The organism is Micromonospora sp. KC723 (assembly GCF_004348595.1).
Classification (GTDB): Bacteria; Actinomycetota; Actinomycetes; order Mycobacteriales; family Micromonosporaceae; genus Micromonospora.
On the sequence record NZ_SMKD01000054.1, the window covers coordinates 16835 to 36260 of the forward strand.

Here is a 19426-nt window from a genome sequence, read left to right on the forward strand (position 1 = left end):
CGGACGACACGGGAGCAGGCCTTGGCCCCTTCAGCACGGACGACCAGGCACATTTTCGTCACCGGGGGCGTCGCCTCCTCGCTGGGTAAGGGCCTCACCGCCTCCAGCCTCGGCAGCCTGCTGACCGCGCGCGGCATGCGCGTGGTGATGCAGAAGCTCGACCCGTACCTCAACGTCGACCCGGGAACAATGAACCCGTTCCAGCACGGGGAGGTGTTCATCACCGAGGACGGCGCGGAGACCGACCTCGACGTCGGGCACTACGAGCGGTTCCTCGACCGGGACCTGTCCGGCAAGGCGAACGTCACCACCGGCCAGATCTACTCCGACGTGATCGCCAAGGAGCGGCGCGGCGAGTATCTGGGCGACACCGTGCAGGTCATCCCGCACATCACCAACGAGATCAAGGCCCGGATCCTCGGCATGGCCGACCCGGACGCCGACGGCCACACCCCGGACGTGGTGATCACCGAGGTCGGTGGCACGGTCGGTGACATCGAGTCGCTGCCGTTCTTGGAGGCGATCCGTCAGGTCCGTCACGACCTGGGCCGGGACAACTGCTTCTACCTGCACGTGTCGCTGGTGCCGTACCTGGCCCCGTCGGGCGAGTTGAAGACCAAGCCCACCCAGCACTCGGTGGCGCAGCTGCGCAGCATCGGTATCCAGCCGGACGCGCTGGTGCTGCGCTGCGACCGCGACATCCCGGACAAGGTCAAGGAGAAGCTGTCCCTGTACTGCGACGTGGACCGCGAGGCGGTCACCGCCGCACCGGACGCGCCGAGTATCTACGACATCCCGAAGGTGCTGCACCGCGAGGGCCTCGACGCGTACGTGGTGCGCCGGCTCGGCCTGTCCTTCCGCGACGTCGACTGGACCCGCTGGGACGACCTGCTCGACCGGGTACACCAGCCGCACCACACGGTCACCGTCGCGGTGGTCGGCAAGTACGTCGACCTGCCCGACGCGTACCTGTCGGTCAGCGAGGCGATCCGAGCCGCCGGTTTCGGCCACCGGGCGCGGGTGCAGCTGCGCTGGGTGCCCAGTGACGACTGCGTCACCCCGGCCGGCGCGGCGGCGGCCCTGGCCGGCGTGGACGGCATCGTCATCCCCGGTGGCTTCGGCGTACGCGGCATCGAGGGCAAGATCGGCACCGCCCGGTACGCCCGGGAGAACGGTGTGCCACTGCTCGGCCTCTGCCTCGGCCTGCAGTGCATGACCATCGAGGTGGCCCGCCACCTCGCCGGCCTGGACGGGGCGAACTCGCTGGAGTTCGACGAGGAGGCCAGGCACCCGGTCATCGCCACCATGGCCGACCAGGAGGACATCGTCGCCGGCAAGGGCGACCTGGGCGGCACCATGCGCCTCGGCGCGTACCCGGCGAAGCTGGCCGAGGGCTCCATCGTCGCCGAGGCGTACGGCAGCACCGAGGTCAGCGAGCGGCACCGGCACCGGTACGAGGTGAACAACGCCTACCGGGAGCAGCTGGCCAAGGCCGGCCTGCGCATCTCCGGCACCTCCCCGGACGGCCGGCTGGTCGAGTTCGTCGAGCTGGACCGCGGCCTGCACCCGTTCTTCGTGGCCACCCAGGCGCACCCCGAGCTGAAGAGCCGCCCGACCCGCCCGCATCCGCTGTTCGCGGCGTTCGTCCGGGCGGCCGTGGCGTACTCCGAGGCCGACCAGCTCCCGGTCGACCTGGACCACGTGGCGGAGAGCCCGGCGGCTCCGGCGGCGAAGAAGGCGTCCCGCAACGGCGCCTCGGTGACGGCGGCGTCGGCGTCGTGAGCGCCGTCGAGCACCGCTACGAGCTGCGCTCCCGCACCGAGCGGTACCAGGGCCGGATCTTCGACGTGGTCACCGACGAGGTGACCATGCCGGGCGGCGGCACCGCGACGCGCGACTACGTCCGGCACGTCGGCGCGGTCGCCGTGGTGGCACTCGACGACGCCGGCCAGGTGGTCCTGGTCCGGCAGTACCGCCAGCCGGTGGGCCGGCACCTGTGGGAGCTGCCCGCCGGGCTGATGGACGTCGACGGCGAGGAACTGCCGGCCGCCGCGGCGCGGGAACTGGCCGAGGAGGCCGACCTCACCGCCGGCACCCTCGACCTGTTGGTGGACGTGCACACCTCGCCGGGCTTCTCCGACGAGCTGGTCCGGGTCTTCCTCGCCCGCGACCTGGCCGACGTCCCCGCCGAGCGGCGGCACGAGCGGCGCGAGGAGGAGGCCGACATCCAGATCGTCCGGCTCGACCTCGACGAGGCGGTCGGCATGGTGCTCGCCGGAGAGATCACCAACGGTCCGTGTGTGGCCGGGCTGCTGGCCGCCGCCCGGGCCCGGGACGCCGGCTGGTCGGTGCTGCGCCGGGCCGACGCGCCGCTGTCCCGCTGATCCGGGTACGCCGGGAGGGGCCGCACGCCGTGACGGGCGGCCGCTCCCGGCGTTGCCGAGATGGCCGGCGAGCCGCGGGGTCCCGGTGTGAGGCCGCCCCGCCTTCCCGCATCCCGTGGCACGGGCCCCGACGCCGCGCGGCGGCGGTCGTACGGTGCGACGATGAGGGTGAACGCCGGACGAGGACGTCGCCGTTGCGCCTGACCCAGCGCCAGGCGCAACGCACGGGGTGGCACAGTGCTGGCTCCCGGGCGAGGTGGCGCGCCTAGACTGCCGCCGGCGGGACCGGTCGACCGCGCCGGCAATGGGGCCGGCGCGGGGCCGCGCAGTCGGGGACGAGCAGCCCCGGAGAGAGGTGTCTGATCGTGAAGGTCGGAATCCCACGCGAGATCAAGAACCACGAGTACCGCGTGGCGATCACGCCGGCGGGCGTCAACGAGTTCGTCCGCCACGGCCACCAGGTCTTCGTCGAGTCCGGCGCCGGCGTCGGGTCGAGTATCACCGACGAAGAGTTCGCCGCGGCCGGCGCCAAGATCCTGGCCGGCGCCGACGAGGTGTGGGACACCGCGGAGCTGGTGCTCAAGGTCAAGGAGCCGATCGCCGAGGAGTGCCACCGGATGCGCCAGGGGCAGGTGCTCTTCACCTACCTGCACCTGGCCGCCTCGAAGGAGTGCACCGACGCGCTGGTCGACCGCGGGGTCACCGGCATCGCGTACGAGACGGTCGAGCTGCCCGACCGGTCGTTGCCGCTGCTCGCCCCGATGTCCGAGGTGGCCGGCCGGCTCGCCCCACAGGTGGGCGCCTTCTACATGATGCGCACCGGCGGCGGGCGGGGGGTGCTGCCCGGCGGTGTCTCCGGCGTGTACGCGGCCAAGACCGTGGTCATCGGCGCCGGCGTGTCCGGCATGAACGCCGCGGCCATCGCGCTGGGCCTGCAGTCCGAGGTGCTGCTGCTGGACAAGAACGTGGCCCGGCTGCGCCAGGCCGACGCCATCTACCGGGGCCATCTGCAGACGGTCGCCTCCAACGCGTACGAGATCGAGAAGGCGGTGCTCGACGCGGACCTGGTCATCGGCGCGGTGCTGGTGCCGGGCGCGAAGGCCCCGACCCTGATCTCCAACGAGCTGGTCAGCCGGATGAAGCCGGGCAGCGTGCTGGTCGACATCGCCATCGACCAGGGCGGCTGCTTCGAGGACTCGCGGCCCACCACGCACGCCGACCCGGTCTACCGGGTGCACGACTCGATCTTCTACTGCGTGGCGAACATGCCCGGCGCGGTGCCGAACACCAGCACCTACGCGTTGACCAACGTCACCCTGCCGTACGCCCTGGAGTTGGCGGACCAGGGGTGGCGGCAGGCGCTGCGCAACGATCCGGCGCTGGCGCTGGGCCTGAACACCCACGACGGGCGGATCGTCTACGGCCCGGTCGCCGAGGCGCACGGCATGGACGTCCTGCCGCTGGCCGAGGTGCTGAGCTGACCGGTTCCCCGGGCAGGGCCGGCGGGGGCGTCGAACCCGCGCCGGCCCTGCGTCGTGCCGTCCGCGGCTACCTCGACCACCTCACCGTCGAGCGAGGGCTGTCGGCGAACACGCTGTCGTCGTACCGGCGGGATCTGGCACGCTACCTCGACACCCTGACCGCGGCCGGGGTGACCGACCTGGCCGCCGTCGACGCCGGGCAGGTCGAGGCCCACCTGGCGCGGCTGCGGTCCGGGGACGACGGGCATCCGCCCCTGGCCGTGTCGTCCGCCGCCCGCGCCGCGTCGGCGGTACGCGGGCTGCACCGGTTCGTGGTGCGCGAGGGGCTGACCGGCGTCGATCCCAGCCGGGACGTCCGCCCGCCGACCCCGCCCCGGCGGCTGCCCCGGGCGTTGCCGGTGGACGACGTGGTCCGCCTGCTGGAGACCGCCGGGGCGGTCTCCGCCGTCGGTGACGGCGCGGCCCTCGCGCTGCGCGACCGGGCGCTGCTGGAGTTCCTGTACGGCACCGGCGCGCGGATCTCCGAGGCGGTCGGCGCGGCCGTCGACGACCTCGACGTCGACGAGGGCACCGCGTTGCTGCGCGGCAAGGGCGGCCGTAGCCGGCTGGTCCCCATCGGCGGGCACGCGGTGGCGGCGCTGCGCGCCTGGCTGGTCCGGGCCCGTCCGGGACTGGTCGCCGCCGGCCGGGGCACCCCGGCGGTGTTCGTCAACGCGCGGGGCGGCGCGTTGACCCGGCAGGGCGCCTGGACCGTCCTGCGCCGCACCGCGGAGCGGGCCGGGTTGCCGGTGACCGGCCCGCACGCGGTCTCCCCGCACACCCTGCGCCACTCGTACGCCACCCACCTGCTCGACGGCGGCGCCGACGTGCGGGTGGTGCAGGAGTTGCTCGGCCACGCCTCGGTGACCACCACGCAGGTCTACACCCTGGTGACCGTGGACCGGCTGCGTGAGGTCTACGCCACCGCCCACCCACGCGCCCGCGGCTGACCGGCCGGCGGGGCGCCGGGCGGCCGGGACGGCCGACACGCCGGACCGGTACCGAACGCGTCGCTGGTCCGTGGCGTACAGTCGGCATCGGCGCGGACCTCCTGGGGCGACAACCGGGGTGCGCAGCGGCGCCGCGAAGGACGTCGGGCGGCTCCGACGCCGGGTGGTCGTCGGGAGGGGGCAACGAAGGACATGGCTGGCAACGGTGACCGTGCCGACGCCTGGACGTCGGAGCTCCGCGAACAGCAGGCGTCGCTCGGTGCGGACCTGGGCCCGGCGGACCCGGCCGCGTACACGATGCGTAAGCCCATCCCCGAGCCGATGCCCACCGACCGGCACGGGCCGGCCCGCATCATCGCGATGGCCAACCAGAAGGGCGGGGTCGGCAAGACCACCACCACCATCAACCTGGGCGCCGCGCTCGCCGAGTACGGCCGCCGGGTGCTGCTGGTGGACTTCGACCCGCAGGGCGCGCTCTCCGTCGGCCTCGGCGTCAACCCGCACAACCTCGACCTGTCGGTCTACAACCTGCTCATGCAGGACGACGTGATCGCCGAGGACGTCCTGATCAAGACCGATGTGGCCGGCCTGCACCTGCTCCCGGCCAACATCGACCTCTCCGCCGCCGAGATCCAGCTGGTCAACGAGGTGGCCCGGGAGATGGCCCTGGCCCGGGTGCTCAAGCAGGTCCGCAAGGAGTACGACTTCATCCTGATCGACTGCCAGCCCTCGCTGGGCCTGCTGGCGATCAACGCGCTGACCGTGGCGCACGGGGTGCTCATCCCGCTCGAGTGCGAGTTCTTCAGCCTGCGCGGCGTGGCGCTGCTGTTGGACACCATCGACAAGGTACGCGAGCGGCTCAACTTCGACCTCGAACTCGAGGGCATCCTGGCCACCATGTACGACAGCCGCACCACGCACTGCCGTCAGGTGCTCCAGCGGGTGGTCGAGGCGTTCGGCGACAAGGTCTACCAGACCGTGATCACCAAGACGGTGAAGTTCCCCGAGTCCACGGTGGCCGGCGCGCCCATCACCACCCTCGATCCGGCTTCCTCCGGGGCCCGCAACTACCGTCAGCTGGCCCGCGAGGTGATCGCCGCCCAGTCGGAGCGGTAGCCGGAGCGCTGGACGCCCGCGACGTGGACTACGGTCTTCCGGTGACCGCGCCACCCCTCGACCCGCCCGCGACGCCGCGTCAGCCGGCCGTGCCGGCAGCCGAGGCGACGCCGGCCGACGAGCCGGTTGCGCGGCTGCCGACGCAGACCGGCGCCGTGCCGCAGCCGGCGGAGGAGGAGAGCGGCGGTTTCACCGTCCGGTTGGCCAACTTCACCGGCCCATTCGACCTGCTGCTCCAGCTCATCAGCAAACACAAGCTCGACGTGACCGAGGTGGCGCTGCACCGGGTCACCGACGAGTTCATCGCCTACATCCGGGCCATGGGCGACCAGTGGGACCTCGACGAGACCAGTGAGTTCCTGCTCGTCGCCGCGACCCTGCTCGACCTGAAGGCGGCCCGGCTGCTGCCGGCGGCGGAGGTGGAGGACGAGGAGGACCTCGCCCTGCTGGAGGCGCGGGACCTGCTCTTCGCCCGGCTGTTGCAGTACCGGGCGTACAAGGAGGCGGCGGCGCACATCGCCGAGCTGGAGGCGGTTGGCGGCCGGCGCTACCCGCGCGCGGTCACCCTGGAACCCCGGTACGCCGAGGCGCTGCCCGACCTGGTGCTCGGCATCGGCCCGGACCGGCTGCGGAAGCTGGCAATCAGGGCGATGACCCCGAAACCGACGCCCGAGGTCTCCATCGCCCACGTGCACATGGTCCGGGTCAGCGTCCGGGAGCACGCCGAGATCATCGCCGGGCGGCTACGCCGGGCCGGCACCGCCAGCTTCGCCCAGCTCTGCGCCGACTGCGAGATCACCCTGGAGGTGGTGGCCCGGTTCCTGGCGCTGCTGGAGCTGTACCGACAGGGACTGGTCTCCTTCGTGCAGGAGCAGGCGTTGGAGGAGCTGACCGTACGCTGGACCGGCCCCGCCGAGGCCGGCGCCGACCTGCACGTCGACGAGTACGCCGGCGCGGCCGAGGCGACCGACACCGACCCGGCCGCGGGCGGGCCGGGCAGCGCCCCGCCGGCCCGCTTCCGGCCCTGGACCGCTGCGGTGGACGAGGACGCGACGGGTGACCCGGGCGGCGATGCTGGACCGGGTGGGAACGACGAGGAGCAGCGGGATGAGTGACGAGGAGCGCCGGGACTCGCTGGTCGATCAGGCCGCCGCCTGGGTCCCCCCGTGGCAGCGCCCCACCCCGCCGAGGGAGCCCGCGCCGGAGCCCGTCCGACGGGCTGAGCCGGAGACCGCGGGCAGTGACCCCTCGCCCGCAGCGGAGCCTGTCCAGGATCTCCCGGCCGACCTCGCCGCACCGGTCGAACCGACCGACGCGGGCGGGACCGGCGCCGAGCCGGTCGGGGACCTGCCGGCGGGCGTACCGGGAAGGCGGGGGCGGCGGCGGGCGACGGCCGCGCCGGAGCCGGCGCCGGTGCTGGACGACGCCGAACTGCGTGGCGCGCTGGAGGCGATCCTGCTGGTGGTGGACGAGCCGGTCAGCGAGTTGACCCTGGCCCAGGTGCTGGAGCAGTCGCCCGAGCGGATCGGCCCGACGCTGGACGAGATCGCCGCCGGGTACACCGCGGCCGGGCACGGCTTCGAGCTGCGCCGGGCCGCGGGTGGTTGGCGGCTGTACACCCGGCCGGAATACGCGACGTACGTCGAGCGGTTCGTGCTGGACGGGCAGTCGGTGCGGCTGACCCAGGCCGCGCTGGAGACGCTCGCGGTGATCGCCTACCGACAGCCGGTGACCCGCTCGCGGATCTCGGCCATCCGGGGTGTGAACTGTGACGGGGTGATCCGTACCCTGGTCTCCCGCGGGCTGGTCGAGGAGTGCGGCACCGAACCGGACAGCGGGGCGTTCCTCTATCGGACCACCACGATGTTCCTGGAGAAGTTGGGGCTGAACTCGGTCGACGACCTCCCCCCGCTCGCCCCGTTCCTCCCCGACGACGTAGAAGAGCTTGCCGATGCGACGCGATGACCGTGCCCCGAAACCCGACGCCCCCGTGTTCACCGGCGCCGAGCGCCTGCAGAAGGTGCTCGCCGCCGCCGGGGTGGGTTCCCGCCGCGCCTGCGAGGATCTGATCTTCCGTCGTCGGGTCACCGTCAACGGGCGAATGGCGCAGCTCGGCGACAGGGCCGACCCGACCCGCGACGTGATCCACGTCGACGGGGAGCGGTTGCAGGTCGACACCCGCCTGGTCTACCTGGCGATGAACAAGCCGCGCGGGGTGGTCTCCACCATGGCGGACGAGAAGGGGCGCGCCGCGCTGGCGGACTTCCTCGGCAACCGGGTGGAGCAGCGGGTGTACCACGTCGGGCGGCTCGACGCGGACAGCGAGGGGCTGCTGCTGCTCACCAACGACGGCACGCTGGCGCACCGGCTGATGCACCCGTCGTACGGTGTGCAGAAGACCTACCTCTGCGAGGTGGCCGGTCCGATCCCGCGTAACCTGGGCAAGCGGCTGGCGGCCGGGGTGGAGCTCGAGGACGGGCCGGTGACCATCGACTCGTTCAAGGTGGTGGACACCCTGGGCAAGACCGCCCAGGTGGAGCTGAGTCTGCACGAAGGGCGCAAGCACATCGTCCGGCGCCTGCTGGCCGAGGTGGGGCACCCGGTGAGCCGGCTGGTGCGTACCGCGATCGGGCCGATCCGTCTCGGCGACCTGCGGGCCGGGCGGACCCGACGGCTGACCAACGCGGAGGTCGCCGCCCTGTTCAAGGCCGTGGGTGACTGACCCCCTGGATCCGGGTACCGGTGCCGGTAGGCTTCGACGCGGCCGGAGGGCCGGCGGTGGCGTGGTCGCCCCCGGGCGGCGCGCGTGGCCGGCCCGCACGCGGGCATGATGGACGATGGTGGACGACCGCTCAACGGCGCCGGAGGACCGGTGGCCCGCGAGGTACGGGCTGAGGAGGACAACGGTGGAGGAAAACGTACGGACCGGGCGCTGCGTGGTCGCTGTGGACGGGCCGTCCGGTTCGGGTAAGTCCACCGTCTCGCGCCGGCTCGCCGCCGGTCTCGGTGCCCGCTACCTCGACACCGGTGCGATGTACCGGGCGATCACCTGGGCGGTGCTGCGCTCCGGCGTCGACCTGGCCGACGCGGAGTCGGTGGCCAAGGTCGCCGGTGAGGTGGATCTGCGGATCGGCACCGACCCCCAGGGGTACGGGGTGACCGTCGACGGGGTGACCGTCGACGCGGAGATCCGTGGTCCCGAGGTGACCGCGGCGGTTTCCGCGGTGGCCGCCGTGCCGGCGGTGCGGGCGCTGCTCGTCGCCCGGCAGCGGGAGATGATCGTCCACGCGCGCCGGATCGTGGTCGAGGGCCGGGACATCGGTGCGGTGGTGGCTCCCGACGCCGACCTGAAGGTCTACCTGACCGCCTCGGCGGCGGCGCGCGCGCAGCGGCGCAGCGCGGAGGACGCGGCCGACGTCGCGGCGACCGCCGCCGACCTGGCCCGCCGGGACCGGCTGGACTCGACCCGCAAGGCCAACCCGTTCCAGCAGGCGCCCGACGCCGTGGAACTGGACACCACCGAGCTGGGCATCGACGAGGTCGTGGCCCGGCTGCGGGAGCTGCTCACCGAGCGGGGAGTGGCATGACCGACGGCAACGGGTGGGTGGAGCTGCGCGAGCCGGACCTCGACGTCGAGGAGCCGAGCGGTCCGCAGCCGGTGGTTGCCGTCGTCGGCCGCCCGAACGTGGGCAAGTCGACCCTGGTCAACCGGATCATCGGCCGCCGCCAGGCGGTCGTCGAGGATGTTCCCGGGGTGACCCGGGACCGGGTGCCGTACGACGCGCAGTGGAACGGCCGGGCGTTCACCGTGGTGGACACCGGCGGGTGGGAGCCGGACGCCAGGGACCGGGCTGCGGCGATCGCCGCGCAGGCCGAGGCGGCCGTCGCCACCGCCGACGTGGTGATCTTCGTGGTCGACGCCATGGTCGGTTCGACGGACGTGGACGAGGCGGCCGTGCGGATGCTGCGCCGCAGTGCCAAGCCGGTGATCCTGGTGGCCAACAAGGCCGACAACACGGCCATCGAGATGGAGGCGACCTCGCTCTGGTCGCTCGGCCTCGGTGAGCCGTACCCGGTCTCCGCGCTGCACGGCCGGGGCTCGGGCGAGTTGCTCGACGCCATCATGGACGCCCTGCCCGAAGCGCCGAAGATCGTCGAGAACCGCCCGCGCGGTCCGCGCCGGGTAGCCCTGGTGGGTCGGCCCAACGTCGGCAAGTCCAGCCTGCTCAACCGCTTCTCCGGCGAGGAGCGGGCGGTGGTCGACGCGGTCGCCGGCACCACGGTCGACCCGGTGGACAGTCTGGTGGATATCGGCGGGGAGACCTGGCAGCTGGTGGACACCGCCGGTCTGCGCAAGCGGGTCGGCAAGGCCAGTGGCACCGAGTACTACGCCAGCCTGCGGACCGCCTCGGCGATCGAGGCGGCCGAGGTGGCGGTGGTGCTGCTCGACGCCAGCGAGGTCATCAGCGAGCAGGACCAGCGCATCCTGTCCATGGTGGTGGAGTCCGGCCGGGCGCTGGTGATCGCCTTCAACAAGTGGGACCTGGTCGACGGTGACCGCCGGTACTACCTCGACAAGGAGATCGAGCGGGAGCTGCGGCGGATCCCGTGGGCGATCCGGCTGAACCTGTCGGCGAAGACCGGCCGGGCGGTCGACAAGCTCGCCCCGGCGCTGCGCAAGGCGTTGCAGAGCTGGGAGACGCGGGTGCCCACCGCGCAGCTCAACCAGTGGTTGACCGCCCTGGTCCAGGCCACCCCGCACCCGGTGCGCGGCGGCCGGGCGCCGAAGATCCTCTTCGCCACCCAGGCGGGGGTGGCGCCGCCGCGGTTCGTGCTGTTCACCACCGCGCCGCTGGACGCCGGCTACCAGCGCTTCGTCGAGCGCAAGCTCCGCGAGGAGTTCGGCTTCGAGGGCAGCCCGGTGGAGATCTCGGTACGCCCGCGCAAGAAGCTCGGCCCCGGCGGCCGTGGCAAGGCACACGGCTGAGGTTGGCACGACCGCGAACGCCGGGTGGAGCGAATCGCTCCACCCGGCGTTCGTCAGGTGTGCGGGTCAGCTGAGGTCGAACCGGTCCAGGTTCATCACCTTGACCCACGCCGCGACGAAGTCGTGCACGAACTTCTCCCGGGCGTCGTCGCTCGCGTAGACCTCGGCGAGCGCCCGCAGCTCAGAGTTCGCGCCGAAGACCAGGTCGACGCGGCTTCCGGTCCACCGGACCTCGCCGGTGCTCCGGTCGCGGCCCTCGAAGGTCTGCGCGTCCTCCGAGCTGGGCTTCCACTCGGTGCCCAGGTCGAGCAGGTTCACGAAGAAATCATTGGTCAGCGACCCGGGGGTCTCGGTGAGGACGCCGAGCGGCGACCGCTGGTAGGTCGCGCCGAGCACGCGGAGACCACCGACGAGCACCGTCATCTCGGGTGCGCTCAGGGTCAGCAGGTTCGCCCGGTCGACCAGGAGGAACTCCGCCGGCAGCCGGTTGCCCTTGCCGAGGTAGTTGCGGAACCCGTCGGCGGTCGGCTCGATCGCGGCGAAGGACTCCACGTCGGTCTGCTCCTGGGACGCGTCCGTGCGGCCCGGGGTGAAGGGGACCTCGATGCCGTGGCCGGCGTTCCTGGCGGCCTGCTCGACGGCCGCGCACCCGCCGAGGACGATCAGGTCGGCCAGCGAAATCCGCTTCCCGCCGGTCTGGGCGGCGTTGAACTCCTCCTGGATCCCCTCCAGGACGCGCAACACCACGGCCAGCTCGGCGGGGTCGTTGACCTCCCAGCCGTTCTGCGGCTCCAGCCGGATGCGGGCCCCGTTGGCGCCGCCGCGCTTGTCGCTGCCCCGGAACGTCGACGCCGACGCCCACGCCGTGGCGACCAACTGCGACACCGTCAGCCCCGACGAGAGGATCCGGTCCTTGAGGATGGCGACGTCGGTGGCGTCGACGAGTTCGTGCGTCACCGGGGGGACCGGGTCCTGCCAGATCAGCGTCTCGTTCGGAACCAGCGGCCCGAGGTAGCGGGCGATCGGCCCCATGTCGCGGTGGGTCAGTTTGAACCACGCGCGGGCGAAGGCGTCGGCGAACTCGTCGGGGTGCTCCAGGAAGCGCCGCGAGATGTGCGCGTAGACCGGGTCCTCGCGCAGAGCGAGGTCCGTCGTCAGCATCGTCGGCGCGTGGGTGCGCGTCGGGTCGTGGGCGTCGGGCACGGTCCCGGCCCCGGCACCGCCCTTCGGCTTCCACTGGATCGCGCCGGCGGGGCTGCGGGTCTGCTCCCACTCGTACCCGAACAGGATCTCGAAGAAGCTGTTGTCCCACGTCACCGGGGTGTTCGTCCACGCGCCCTCGAGCCCGCTGGTGATCGTGTCCGCACCCTTGCCGGTGCCGAAGCTGTTCCGCCAGCCCAGGCCCTGCTCCTCGATCGGGGCGCCCTCGGGCTCCGGGCCCACGTACGCGTTCGGGTCGGCCGCGCCGTGGGTCTTGCCGAAGGTGTGCCCGCCGGCGATCAGCGCGACCGTCTCCTCGTCGTTCATCGCCATGCGGCGGAACGTCTCGCGGATGTCCCGAGCCGCGGCGAGCGGGTCCCCGCTGCCGTGCGGGCCCTCCGGGTTGACGTAGATGAGACCCATCTGGACCGCGGCCAGCGGTTCTTCGAGCTCCCGGTCACCGGTGTACCGCTCGTCGCCGAGCCAGGTGGACTCGGGGCCCCAGTAGACGTCCTCGTCGGGCTCCCAGACGTCCGCCCGGCCGCCGGCGAAGCCGAAGGTCTTGAATCCCATCGACTCCAGGGCGACGTTGCCGGCGAAGATCATCAGGTCGGCCCAGGAGAGCTTCCGGCCGTACTTCTGCTTGACCGGCCACAGCAGCCGGCGGGCCTTGTCGAGGTTCGCGTTGTCCGGCCAGCTGTTCAGCGGGGCGAAGCGCTGCATCCCGGCCCCGGCGCCGCCACGGCCGTCACTGATGCGGTACGTGCCTGCGCTGTGCCACGCCATCCGGATGATGAACGGGCCGTAGTGGCCGTAGTCGGCCGGCCACCAGTCCTGCGACGTGGTCAGCACCTGCGCGATGTCGCGCTTCACCGCGTCGAGATCGAGGGTCTGGAACTCCCGGGCGTAGTCGAACTCCCGGCCCATCGGGTCGGCGACGGCGGGGTTCTTGTGCAGGATCCTCAGGTTGAGCCGGTTCGGCCACCAGTCCCGGTTCCCTCCGCCCTGAGTCGGGTGCGGGGCGCGCACGGCCGCGACCGGGCAGCGACCCTCGCTCTCCGGTGAGTTCATGTCGCCGACGACTGCATCATGGTTCTCAGCCACGGGAATCCTTCCAGGGTGTTTGTGAGGCTCAGGAACGGTGTTCGGTGGAGCAGTCGGGGCACAGGCCCCGGTAGACGACCTCGGCCTCGTCGATCGAGAAGCCGTGGTCGTCGGACGCGGTGAGGCAGGGCGCCTCGCCGACGGCACAGTCGACATCGACGATCAGACCGCACGACCGACACACCATGTGGTGGTGGTTGTCGCCGACCCGTGACTCGTAGCGCGCCACCAGGCCGGCGGGCTGGATGCGCCGTACCAGGTTCGCGGCCGTCAGCGCGCGCAGCACGTCGTACACGGCCTGGTGGGAGACGTCGGGCAGCTCCGCGCGCACGGCACGGATGACCGCCTCCGTGTCGGCGTGCGGGTACGCGTACACCGCGCGCAGCACCGCCACCCGGGGACGGGTCACGCGCAGGGCGGCGCCGCGTAGCAGCTGTGTGAAGTCCAAGGCCGTGGCCACGCTCGGAAGTGTGGCCTGTTTTCTGGAATCAGTCAAGAAAATTTTTGGTTAGCGCCGGGTCGGTCGACGCTGTCGCGGTGGAGGGGCTCAGCTCCTCGTACGGCTGTCGAGGTGGATCTCGGCTGGAGTGCCCGGGTGGCTGCCCTCTAGGACGCCTGGCGGATGGGCATGCCGGCCAGCCAGACGTCGGCCAGGTCGCTGAGGGGGACGTCGAGGGCCTGGCTGAGGCAGACCACGGTGCCGAACGCCGGTGCGGGAAGGCGGCCCGCCTCGATCTTGCGCAGCGTCTCGGGGGAGATGCCGGCTGCCAGGGCCACGTCGACGAGGCTGCGGCCGGCCCGCGCGACCCGGAGGGCGGCTCCGAGGCGCTGGCCCGCTGCGATCTGTTCGGCGGTGAGTGGTTGGCGAACCATGGCGGCAGGATACCCGCCCGGAGCGTCCCGGGCCTGGCATGGTATAAAAATACCGCATGCGGAGAGGGAGGTTGTCGTGATCGAGCTCAAGTCCACCGAGGAGATCGGCCGGATGGCGGTGACGGGCCAGTTCGTCGGCGAGCTGCTCGCCGAACTGAGCGATGTCGCCGCGGTCGGGGTCAACCTGATGGACCTCGAACACCACGCCCGGCGCCGGATCAAGGAACGCGGCGCCGAATCCTGCTACTGGGACTACGCCCCCTCGTTCGGTCGCGGCCCGTTCCGCAACGTGCTGTGCCTGTCGGTCAACGACGCGGTGCTGCACGGCCTGCCGCACGACTATGTCCTGCGGGACGGAGACCTGCTCAGCATCGACATGGCGGCCGGCATCGACGGGTGGGTCGCCGACTCCGCCCTCTCCGTCATCGTCGGCACCCCCGACCCGGCCGACCTGAAGCTGATCGAGGCCACCGAGGTCGCACTGGAGGCCGGCATCGCCGCCGCCCAACCCGGCGGCCGTCTCGGCGACATCTCCGCCGCGATCGGCGAGGTCGCCCACTCCTACGGCTACGGCGTCAACGCCGAGTTCGGCGGGCACGGCATCGGCCGTACCATGCACGAGGCCCCGCACGTGGCCAACAAGGGTCGTCCCCGCAGGGGCATGAAACTCGAACCGGGTCTCACCGTCGCCATCGAGCCCTGGTTCTGCCGCTCCACGGACAAGATCAAGTTCGACGAGGACGGCTGGACGATCCGCTCCGCCGACGGCTCCCGCACCGCCCACTCCGAACACACGGTCGCCATCACGGCTACCGGCCCCCAGGTCCTGACCCGCCGCCCCACTCACGGCGCCACCTCGACCGATCACACCAGGAAACCCGCCACGGCCTCCTGACCCACGTCACGCACGCAATTGCCCAAGATCAAGCCGTGCAATCGACGGCATACCGGGCCACCATCGAGCACGACGTGTGGTCCCCACCTGGTCCCCAGGCGCTGACTGCTCCCCCTCTCCGTTCTCAGGCGATCCAGCAACCGATGCGGCGAGCCGCCGCCGCAGGGTCCGCGTGGAGTGGGCGGCGCGACCGAGCCGCCCACCGGCGTAGCGCACGCCACCGCAGAACACGCCCTGGGCGACCGCGAGCCAGCTGCACACGCCGCGCTCGATCAACCACAGGGGCGCCAGCACCGCGGTGGCCGGCGGGAAGACCGCCGGACCGCCGGCCTTGCGCCGGCCGGTCTCGGCCACTCCGATGACCGCCGCCGCAGCCGCGGCCAGCAGTCCCGGACGCCGGGCGGCGACCGCCGCCACCACCCCGGGCAGCACGAGCAGCGCGGCTACCAGCCGCGCCGGCTGGGCGAGTTCGTCGTACGCCTGGCGAACGCGCTGGGAGGCGAAATGTCTCGTGGTGGGAGGCAGACGCCGGACGTACAGCCCGGCGGGGGCCGCCACGCTGCCGCCGAAGGCTCGTACGGTCCGGATCAGCTCAAGATTCTCGAAGAGGACGTCGGGGTCGTAGCCACCGGCGGCGAGGAAGACGCTGCGCCGCACCGCGAGGGTTCCGGGAAAGTCCGCGCCGATCGCCCGGTTGAGCAGGATCCGCCCGGTGTCCCAGTAGGCGTGCCAGGGAAGCGGGTCGAAGTGGTTCTGGGGTTGCACCAGGTCCGCCCGTCGCAGGAGACGCCGGACTTCGCGTAGTCCGTCCTCGTCGTAGCGGATGTCGTCGTCGGCGATCACCACGTCCTCGTGTGTGGCCGCCGGCACACCGGTCAGCACGCCGAGCACCTTGCCGTTCCGGCCGGACAGGCTCGGGTCGGGCGGCAGGTGCCGGACCAGCGGATGCCACCGCCGGTGGTGGCGGGCGAAGACCTCGGGCGGCGACCCGTCCACCACGATCACCTCCACCCGGGCGGCGAGCCAGCGCAGGTAGTCGGTCAACTGCTCCGGGTCGCTGTCGTCCACCCGCCGGATCGGCAGCACGTACGACATCGGCATCCGTCGCGGCCGGGCGGCTGCGCCGGTCATGCCGAATCCGCCCGGCGGTAGACGCTCACGTGTTCCCGGCTGTCGTCGCCGAACGGCAGGCGCGTCCAACCGGCCCACCGGTGCTCGCGGCGCAGCCCGGCCAGCTCGGCCATCAGGTCCAGCTCCGCCGGCCAGGCGTACCGGTGGTTCGCCGGCAACAGGTGGACCCCGCCCGCGGTCAGCCGAACCTTGGTGGTGGTCATCCTCTGCTCGGCGGAGTGCAGGAGCGCCGTCTCCAGCAGGACCTCGTCCTCCGCGACCCGTACCAGGCGCAGCGCCGAGCCGTTGCGGAAGGCCGCCGGGTCCGGCACCCAGGCCTCGACCACGAACCGACCGCCGGGACGCAGGTGGGCGGCCGCGTTGCGGAAGCAGGCCACCTGCGCGGCCTGGTCGGGCAGCGCGAAGACGGTGTTGAAGGCGAGGAGGACCAACGCGAAGTCGCCGGGTACGCGGGTGTGGGTGAAGTCCCCCACCGCCACGTCGATCCGGTCACCACCCGCCTTGCTCCGCAGGCCCGCCACCATGTCGGGAGAACCCTCGATGCCGGCGACCGTCAGGCCGCGTTCGACCAGCGGAAGCGCCAGGCGACCGGTGCCGATGCCGAACTCGCAGACCGGCCCGCCGTCGGCCAGCTCGGCCAGGACCTCCACGGCGCTGTCCGGAGTCAGATACGCGTAGGTCTCGTCATACACGTCAGCCACGTACCGCCCGTAGGCGCTCGCATCAAACGACAACTCTGCCTCCCGCACGACGATGGTCCTGCCTGTGCCCGTTCCGTCGCGCCTCAAACGGGTTGGCGCCGCTCGCGGCTCAGCAGGCCAGGCCGGTCATCAGGCTCGCCGTCTCCGAGCCGGTGGCGCGATGCGGCTCGTCGACGTGCAGGGTGATCGGCGCGCCGGGACCGCGGGGACGTAGGGAGCTGCGGCCGGCCTGCCAGCTGTCCAGAGTCCAGGCGGCGAAGAGACGGTCCAGCGCCAGGGCGGCGGAAGCCCCGAAGAGCACGTCGGCGGCGAGGTGCGGCTCGACCCGGACCAGCCCGCCGCACATGTCGTGCGCGGCGATCTGCTCGTGCACCGCGTCCGCCTCGACGTGCTCGTCGTAGAAGCGGGTGGCCGCCTTGTCGAGACCGAGGCGCCGCAGGCCCCGCCCATAGCGACGGTTCGGCAGCGACGAGGTCATCTCATAGGCGGCGAGGTGCCCGAGCAGCGCCCCGCGCAACCGGCGGTGCAGCCCGAACAGCGACATCAGGTTGTTGCCCGCCAGGGTCACCGCGGGCACCGCGTCCAGATAGGCCCCGTATCCGTTGTCCAGACCGAGCCGCTCCAGGGTGACGCGGAACAGTTCGGCGTGCATGCGGTCGAGCCGGCCGCCGCCGTACTCGTCGACCTGGATTTCGACCAGGGCGGCCTTCGCCGGGCCACCCAGCCGTGGCAGGGCCCAGCTGTGCGGGTCCGCCTCTCGAAGGTGGTAGATCGAGCGGTGCATGACGAACTCACGGAACTGCTCGTGGGTCGCCCGCTGCTGCAGGTACGCGGAGAGCGCCGGGCCGTCGTCGGCCGCCACCGCGGCGGCGAGAGCGGAGGCCATTCGCCCGTCGAGGAGCGGGGGCTGCGGACCGGCGAGCGCGCGCACGGCCGCCTCGAAGACCGCCTCGGCGCGGCTGCGCAGCGCGATCAGCGACGGCTGCCACTCCCACCGGTCGTCCACGCCGCGCCAACCGCGGTAGTGCAGCTCGTAGCAGAGGAACAGGGTGAGCTGAAGGTCCTCGTTGTCGATCGGGTCCACCCCGTCGAACTCGGAGGCCAGGTCTGCGGGTAGGTCGTGCGGGGCGGACGTGAGCGCGTCGTGCAGCGCCGCGGAGACCGGCCCGCGTGGCTGCGGCAGCGGCGCCGGACCATAGCGACGGTCACCAGACTCAACCACCCTGGCCTCCCTGCACAGTCGTCCCGCTGCCTGTCCCCGCTCCCGACTGCCACAAACCCGGTGTCCGGCGCCGATCGGCGCGGGCGCGCCCCGGTCGTCTCGGTGGGTTCATCGCGGCTTCGGTGTGTCACGATCGGCGCCGGCACGGAAGTTGATCACCTTGTGGGTGCCGTCGCAGAAGGGCTTGATGGCTGACTTCCCGCACCGGCACAGGGCGATCGTCGCCCGGCCCGGTGCGATGGGCGTGCCGTCCGGTGTGCGTAACTCGAAGTCTCCGCGGACGATCAGCGGTCCGTCCTCGTACGGGGTGATTGTCGACGTCATGCCGCCTGTGGTCCCCCGGCTGCGGCGATCCAAACTGCCGCCGGACCCGCGCGACGGCGACCACCCGGGTCGCGGGTGGGGCGTCGGTGGCGGCCTCGATCGGATTGTTGGCGTGCCGTTCGACGTGGTGCCGAGCCGACGGGATCAGGTCGTCCAACACCCTGACGTAGGCGGGGCGGCGTCGGTCACGACCTCGCCGGGCGTGACCTTCAGCGTGGTCAGCGCCCGGTGGAAGAACCGCCGGGCCGCGGCGGCGTCCCGACGCGTTGAGACTGACCTGACCATGCTGGTCCACGGCCCGGTACACGTACCGCCAGACACCGTTGACTTGACGTAGGTCTCGTCCACGAACCAGCGGTCACCAGGTGAGTGACGAGCGGCCCGGGCGGCGTTGGCCAGTAGCGGAGTGAATTGCTGCACCCCACCGGCAGACGGTGACATGATAAGCCGACGACGGCGGAGACCAGGACCGGACACGAGACGACAACCTGACCGGCGTCAGTACCTGAGGCAGGCCGGGGTTCGGGGCAGAGCCCGAAATTTCTAGGTCTTGTCATCCGCCCGGTGTGGCCGGCCGGCCCGCGCAGCGGGCCGCTTCGATGCCTCAAGAGAACAATTCGGAGATGGTCGTTGGACCTTGACCAACGGTCAAGGAGCGCCAGCCACCGCCAACTTGACTGATCTTGGTCCCCGGAACGCGGACGAGGGCCGATCCAAGTGCTGGATCAGCCCTCTGAGCTGCGTCGGGACGGCCGGATTCGAACCGACGACCCCTTGACCCCCAGGCAACCAGCACGGCCACGTGAGCTGCTGTTCCTGGCCCTTGGCTTGGAAGCGTGGTCCGCCATCATCCGTGCTTGTCCACTGGCGTCCGCACCGATCGTCACTCGGTTAAGGCGTGTTTCATAAGCGGGTCAGAGCCACTCGCAGATGATGGTGATGGTCAGGACGGCCTGGAAGCGGACGGCTAACTTGTCGTAGCGGGTGGCCACGCCGCGGTGGCGTTTGAGTCGGGCGAT

18 protein-coding genes and 2 pseudogenes are annotated in these 19426 nt (G+C 72.0%); 11 read left to right on the forward strand and 9 right to left on the reverse strand.

Annotation, left to right across the window (positions count from 1 at the left end; translation table 11 throughout):
• The first annotated feature begins 21 nt into the window (after positions 1 to 21).
• From E1165_RS14415 to der, 10 genes are all read left to right on the forward strand, one after another.
• Positions 22 to 1782: a CTP synthase gene (locus E1165_RS14415; protein WP_132391680.1), complete on the forward strand. Its 1761-nt coding sequence runs from the start codon at positions 22 to 24 to the stop codon at positions 1780 to 1782.
• Positions 1779 to 2384, forward strand: a complete 606-nt coding sequence (locus E1165_RS14420) for an NUDIX domain-containing protein (protein WP_132391682.1) — start codon at positions 1779 to 1781, stop codon at positions 2382 to 2384. The genes E1165_RS14415 and E1165_RS14420 overlap by 4 nt, the downstream gene beginning before the upstream one ends.
• 365 nt (positions 2385 to 2749) lie before the next feature.
• Positions 2750 to 3865 carry an alanine dehydrogenase gene (ald, locus tag E1165_RS14425; protein ID WP_132391684.1) on the forward strand — a complete coding sequence of 372 codons (1116 nt, stop codon included), beginning with the start codon at positions 2750 to 2752 and terminating at the stop codon, positions 3863 to 3865.
• Positions 3862 to 4854, forward strand: a complete 993-nt coding sequence (locus E1165_RS14430; protein WP_132391710.1) for a site-specific tyrosine recombinase XerD — start codon at positions 3862 to 3864, stop codon at positions 4852 to 4854. Before ald ends, E1165_RS14430 begins: the two co-directional genes overlap by 4 nt.
• Before the next feature lie 192 nt (positions 4855 to 5046).
• Entirely contained in the window at positions 5047 to 5970 is a 924-nt protein-coding gene (locus tag E1165_RS14435; protein ID WP_132391686.1) for a ParA family protein, read from the forward strand.
• 41 nt (positions 5971 to 6011) lie between these two features.
• Positions 6012 to 7085 (forward strand): ScpA family protein, encoded by a 1074-nt coding sequence (locus E1165_RS14440; protein WP_132391688.1) that lies wholly within the window; start codon positions 6012 to 6014, stop codon positions 7083 to 7085.
• Positions 7078 to 7935 carry an SMC-Scp complex subunit ScpB gene (scpB, locus tag E1165_RS14445; protein WP_132391690.1) on the forward strand — a complete coding sequence of 286 codons (858 nt, stop codon included), beginning with the start codon at positions 7078 to 7080 and terminating at the stop codon, positions 7933 to 7935. Before E1165_RS14440 ends, scpB begins: the two co-directional genes overlap by 8 nt.
• Positions 7922 to 8692: a pseudouridine synthase gene (locus E1165_RS14450; RefSeq protein WP_132391692.1), complete on the forward strand. Its 771-nt coding sequence runs from the start codon at positions 7922 to 7924 to the stop codon at positions 8690 to 8692. The genes scpB and E1165_RS14450 overlap by 14 nt, the downstream gene beginning before the upstream one ends.
• 184 nt (positions 8693 to 8876) lie before the next feature.
• Entirely contained in the window at positions 8877 to 9557 is a 681-nt protein-coding gene (gene cmk, locus E1165_RS14455; protein WP_132391694.1) for a (d)CMP kinase, read from the forward strand.
• Positions 9554 to 10957 (forward strand): ribosome biogenesis GTPase Der, encoded by a 1404-nt coding sequence (der, locus tag E1165_RS14460; RefSeq protein ID WP_132391696.1) that lies wholly within the window; start codon positions 9554 to 9556, stop codon positions 10955 to 10957. Before cmk ends, der begins: the two co-directional genes overlap by 4 nt.
• Before the next feature lie 66 nt (positions 10958 to 11023).
• On the opposite strand, the gene katG is transcribed toward der, so the two are convergent.
• The 3 genes from katG to E1165_RS14475 all read right to left on the reverse strand — a co-directional run bounded on the left by katG (position 11024) and on the right by E1165_RS14475 (position 14134).
• Entirely contained in the window at positions 11024 to 13228 is a 2205-nt protein-coding gene (gene katG, locus E1165_RS14465; protein ID WP_207916885.1) for a catalase/peroxidase HPI, read from the reverse strand.
• 61 nt (positions 13229 to 13289) lie between these two features.
• Positions 13290 to 13721 carry a Fur family transcriptional regulator gene (locus tag E1165_RS14470; protein ID WP_132391700.1) on the reverse strand — a complete coding sequence of 144 codons (432 nt, stop codon included), beginning with the start codon at positions 13719 to 13721 and terminating at the stop codon, positions 13290 to 13292.
• A gap of 146 nt (positions 13722 to 13867) precedes the next feature.
• Positions 13868 to 14134 carry a helix-turn-helix domain-containing protein gene (locus tag E1165_RS14475; protein WP_132391702.1) on the reverse strand — a complete coding sequence of 89 codons (267 nt, stop codon included), beginning with the start codon at positions 14132 to 14134 and terminating at the stop codon, positions 13868 to 13870.
• A gap of 76 nt (positions 14135 to 14210) precedes the next feature.
• On the opposite strand from E1165_RS14475, the gene map reads away from it, so the two are divergent.
• Positions 14211 to 15029 (forward strand): type I methionyl aminopeptidase, encoded by an 819-nt coding sequence (gene map, locus E1165_RS14480; protein WP_132391704.1) that lies wholly within the window; start codon positions 14211 to 14213, stop codon positions 15027 to 15029.
• 6 nt (positions 15030 to 15035) lie between these two features.
• Here the strand turns inward: map and E1165_RS14485 are convergent, their stop codons facing one another.
• From E1165_RS14485 to E1165_RS29915, 6 genes and pseudogenes are all read right to left on the reverse strand, one after another.
• Positions 15036 to 16160 (reverse strand): glycosyltransferase family 2 protein, encoded by a 1125-nt coding sequence (locus E1165_RS14485; protein ID WP_243704763.1) that lies wholly within the window; start codon positions 16158 to 16160, stop codon positions 15036 to 15038.
• Positions 16157 to 16861 carry a class I SAM-dependent methyltransferase gene (locus E1165_RS14490; protein ID WP_243704764.1) on the reverse strand — a complete coding sequence of 235 codons (705 nt, stop codon included), beginning with the start codon at positions 16859 to 16861 and terminating at the stop codon, positions 16157 to 16159. The genes E1165_RS14485 and E1165_RS14490 overlap by 4 nt, the downstream gene beginning before the upstream one ends.
• A gap of 109 nt (positions 16862 to 16970) precedes the next feature.
• Positions 16971 to 18083 carry an iron-containing redox enzyme family protein gene (locus tag E1165_RS14495; protein WP_243704765.1) on the reverse strand — a complete coding sequence of 371 codons (1113 nt, stop codon included), beginning with the start codon at positions 18081 to 18083 and terminating at the stop codon, positions 16971 to 16973.
• Between the two features lie 108 nt (positions 18084 to 18191).
• Positions 18192 to 18407 carry a CDGSH iron-sulfur domain-containing protein gene (locus E1165_RS14500; RefSeq protein WP_132391708.1) on the reverse strand — a complete coding sequence of 72 codons (216 nt, stop codon included), beginning with the start codon at positions 18405 to 18407 and terminating at the stop codon, positions 18192 to 18194.
• A gap of 91 nt (positions 18408 to 18498) precedes the next feature.
• Positions 18499 to 18849 (reverse strand): annotated as a pseudogene (locus E1165_RS29910) (DDE-type integrase/transposase/recombinase); the annotation flags it as partial.
• A gap of 472 nt (positions 18850 to 19321) precedes the next feature.
• Positions 19322 to 19426: pseudogene (locus tag E1165_RS29915) on the reverse strand (IS5/IS1182 family transposase); the annotation flags it as partial.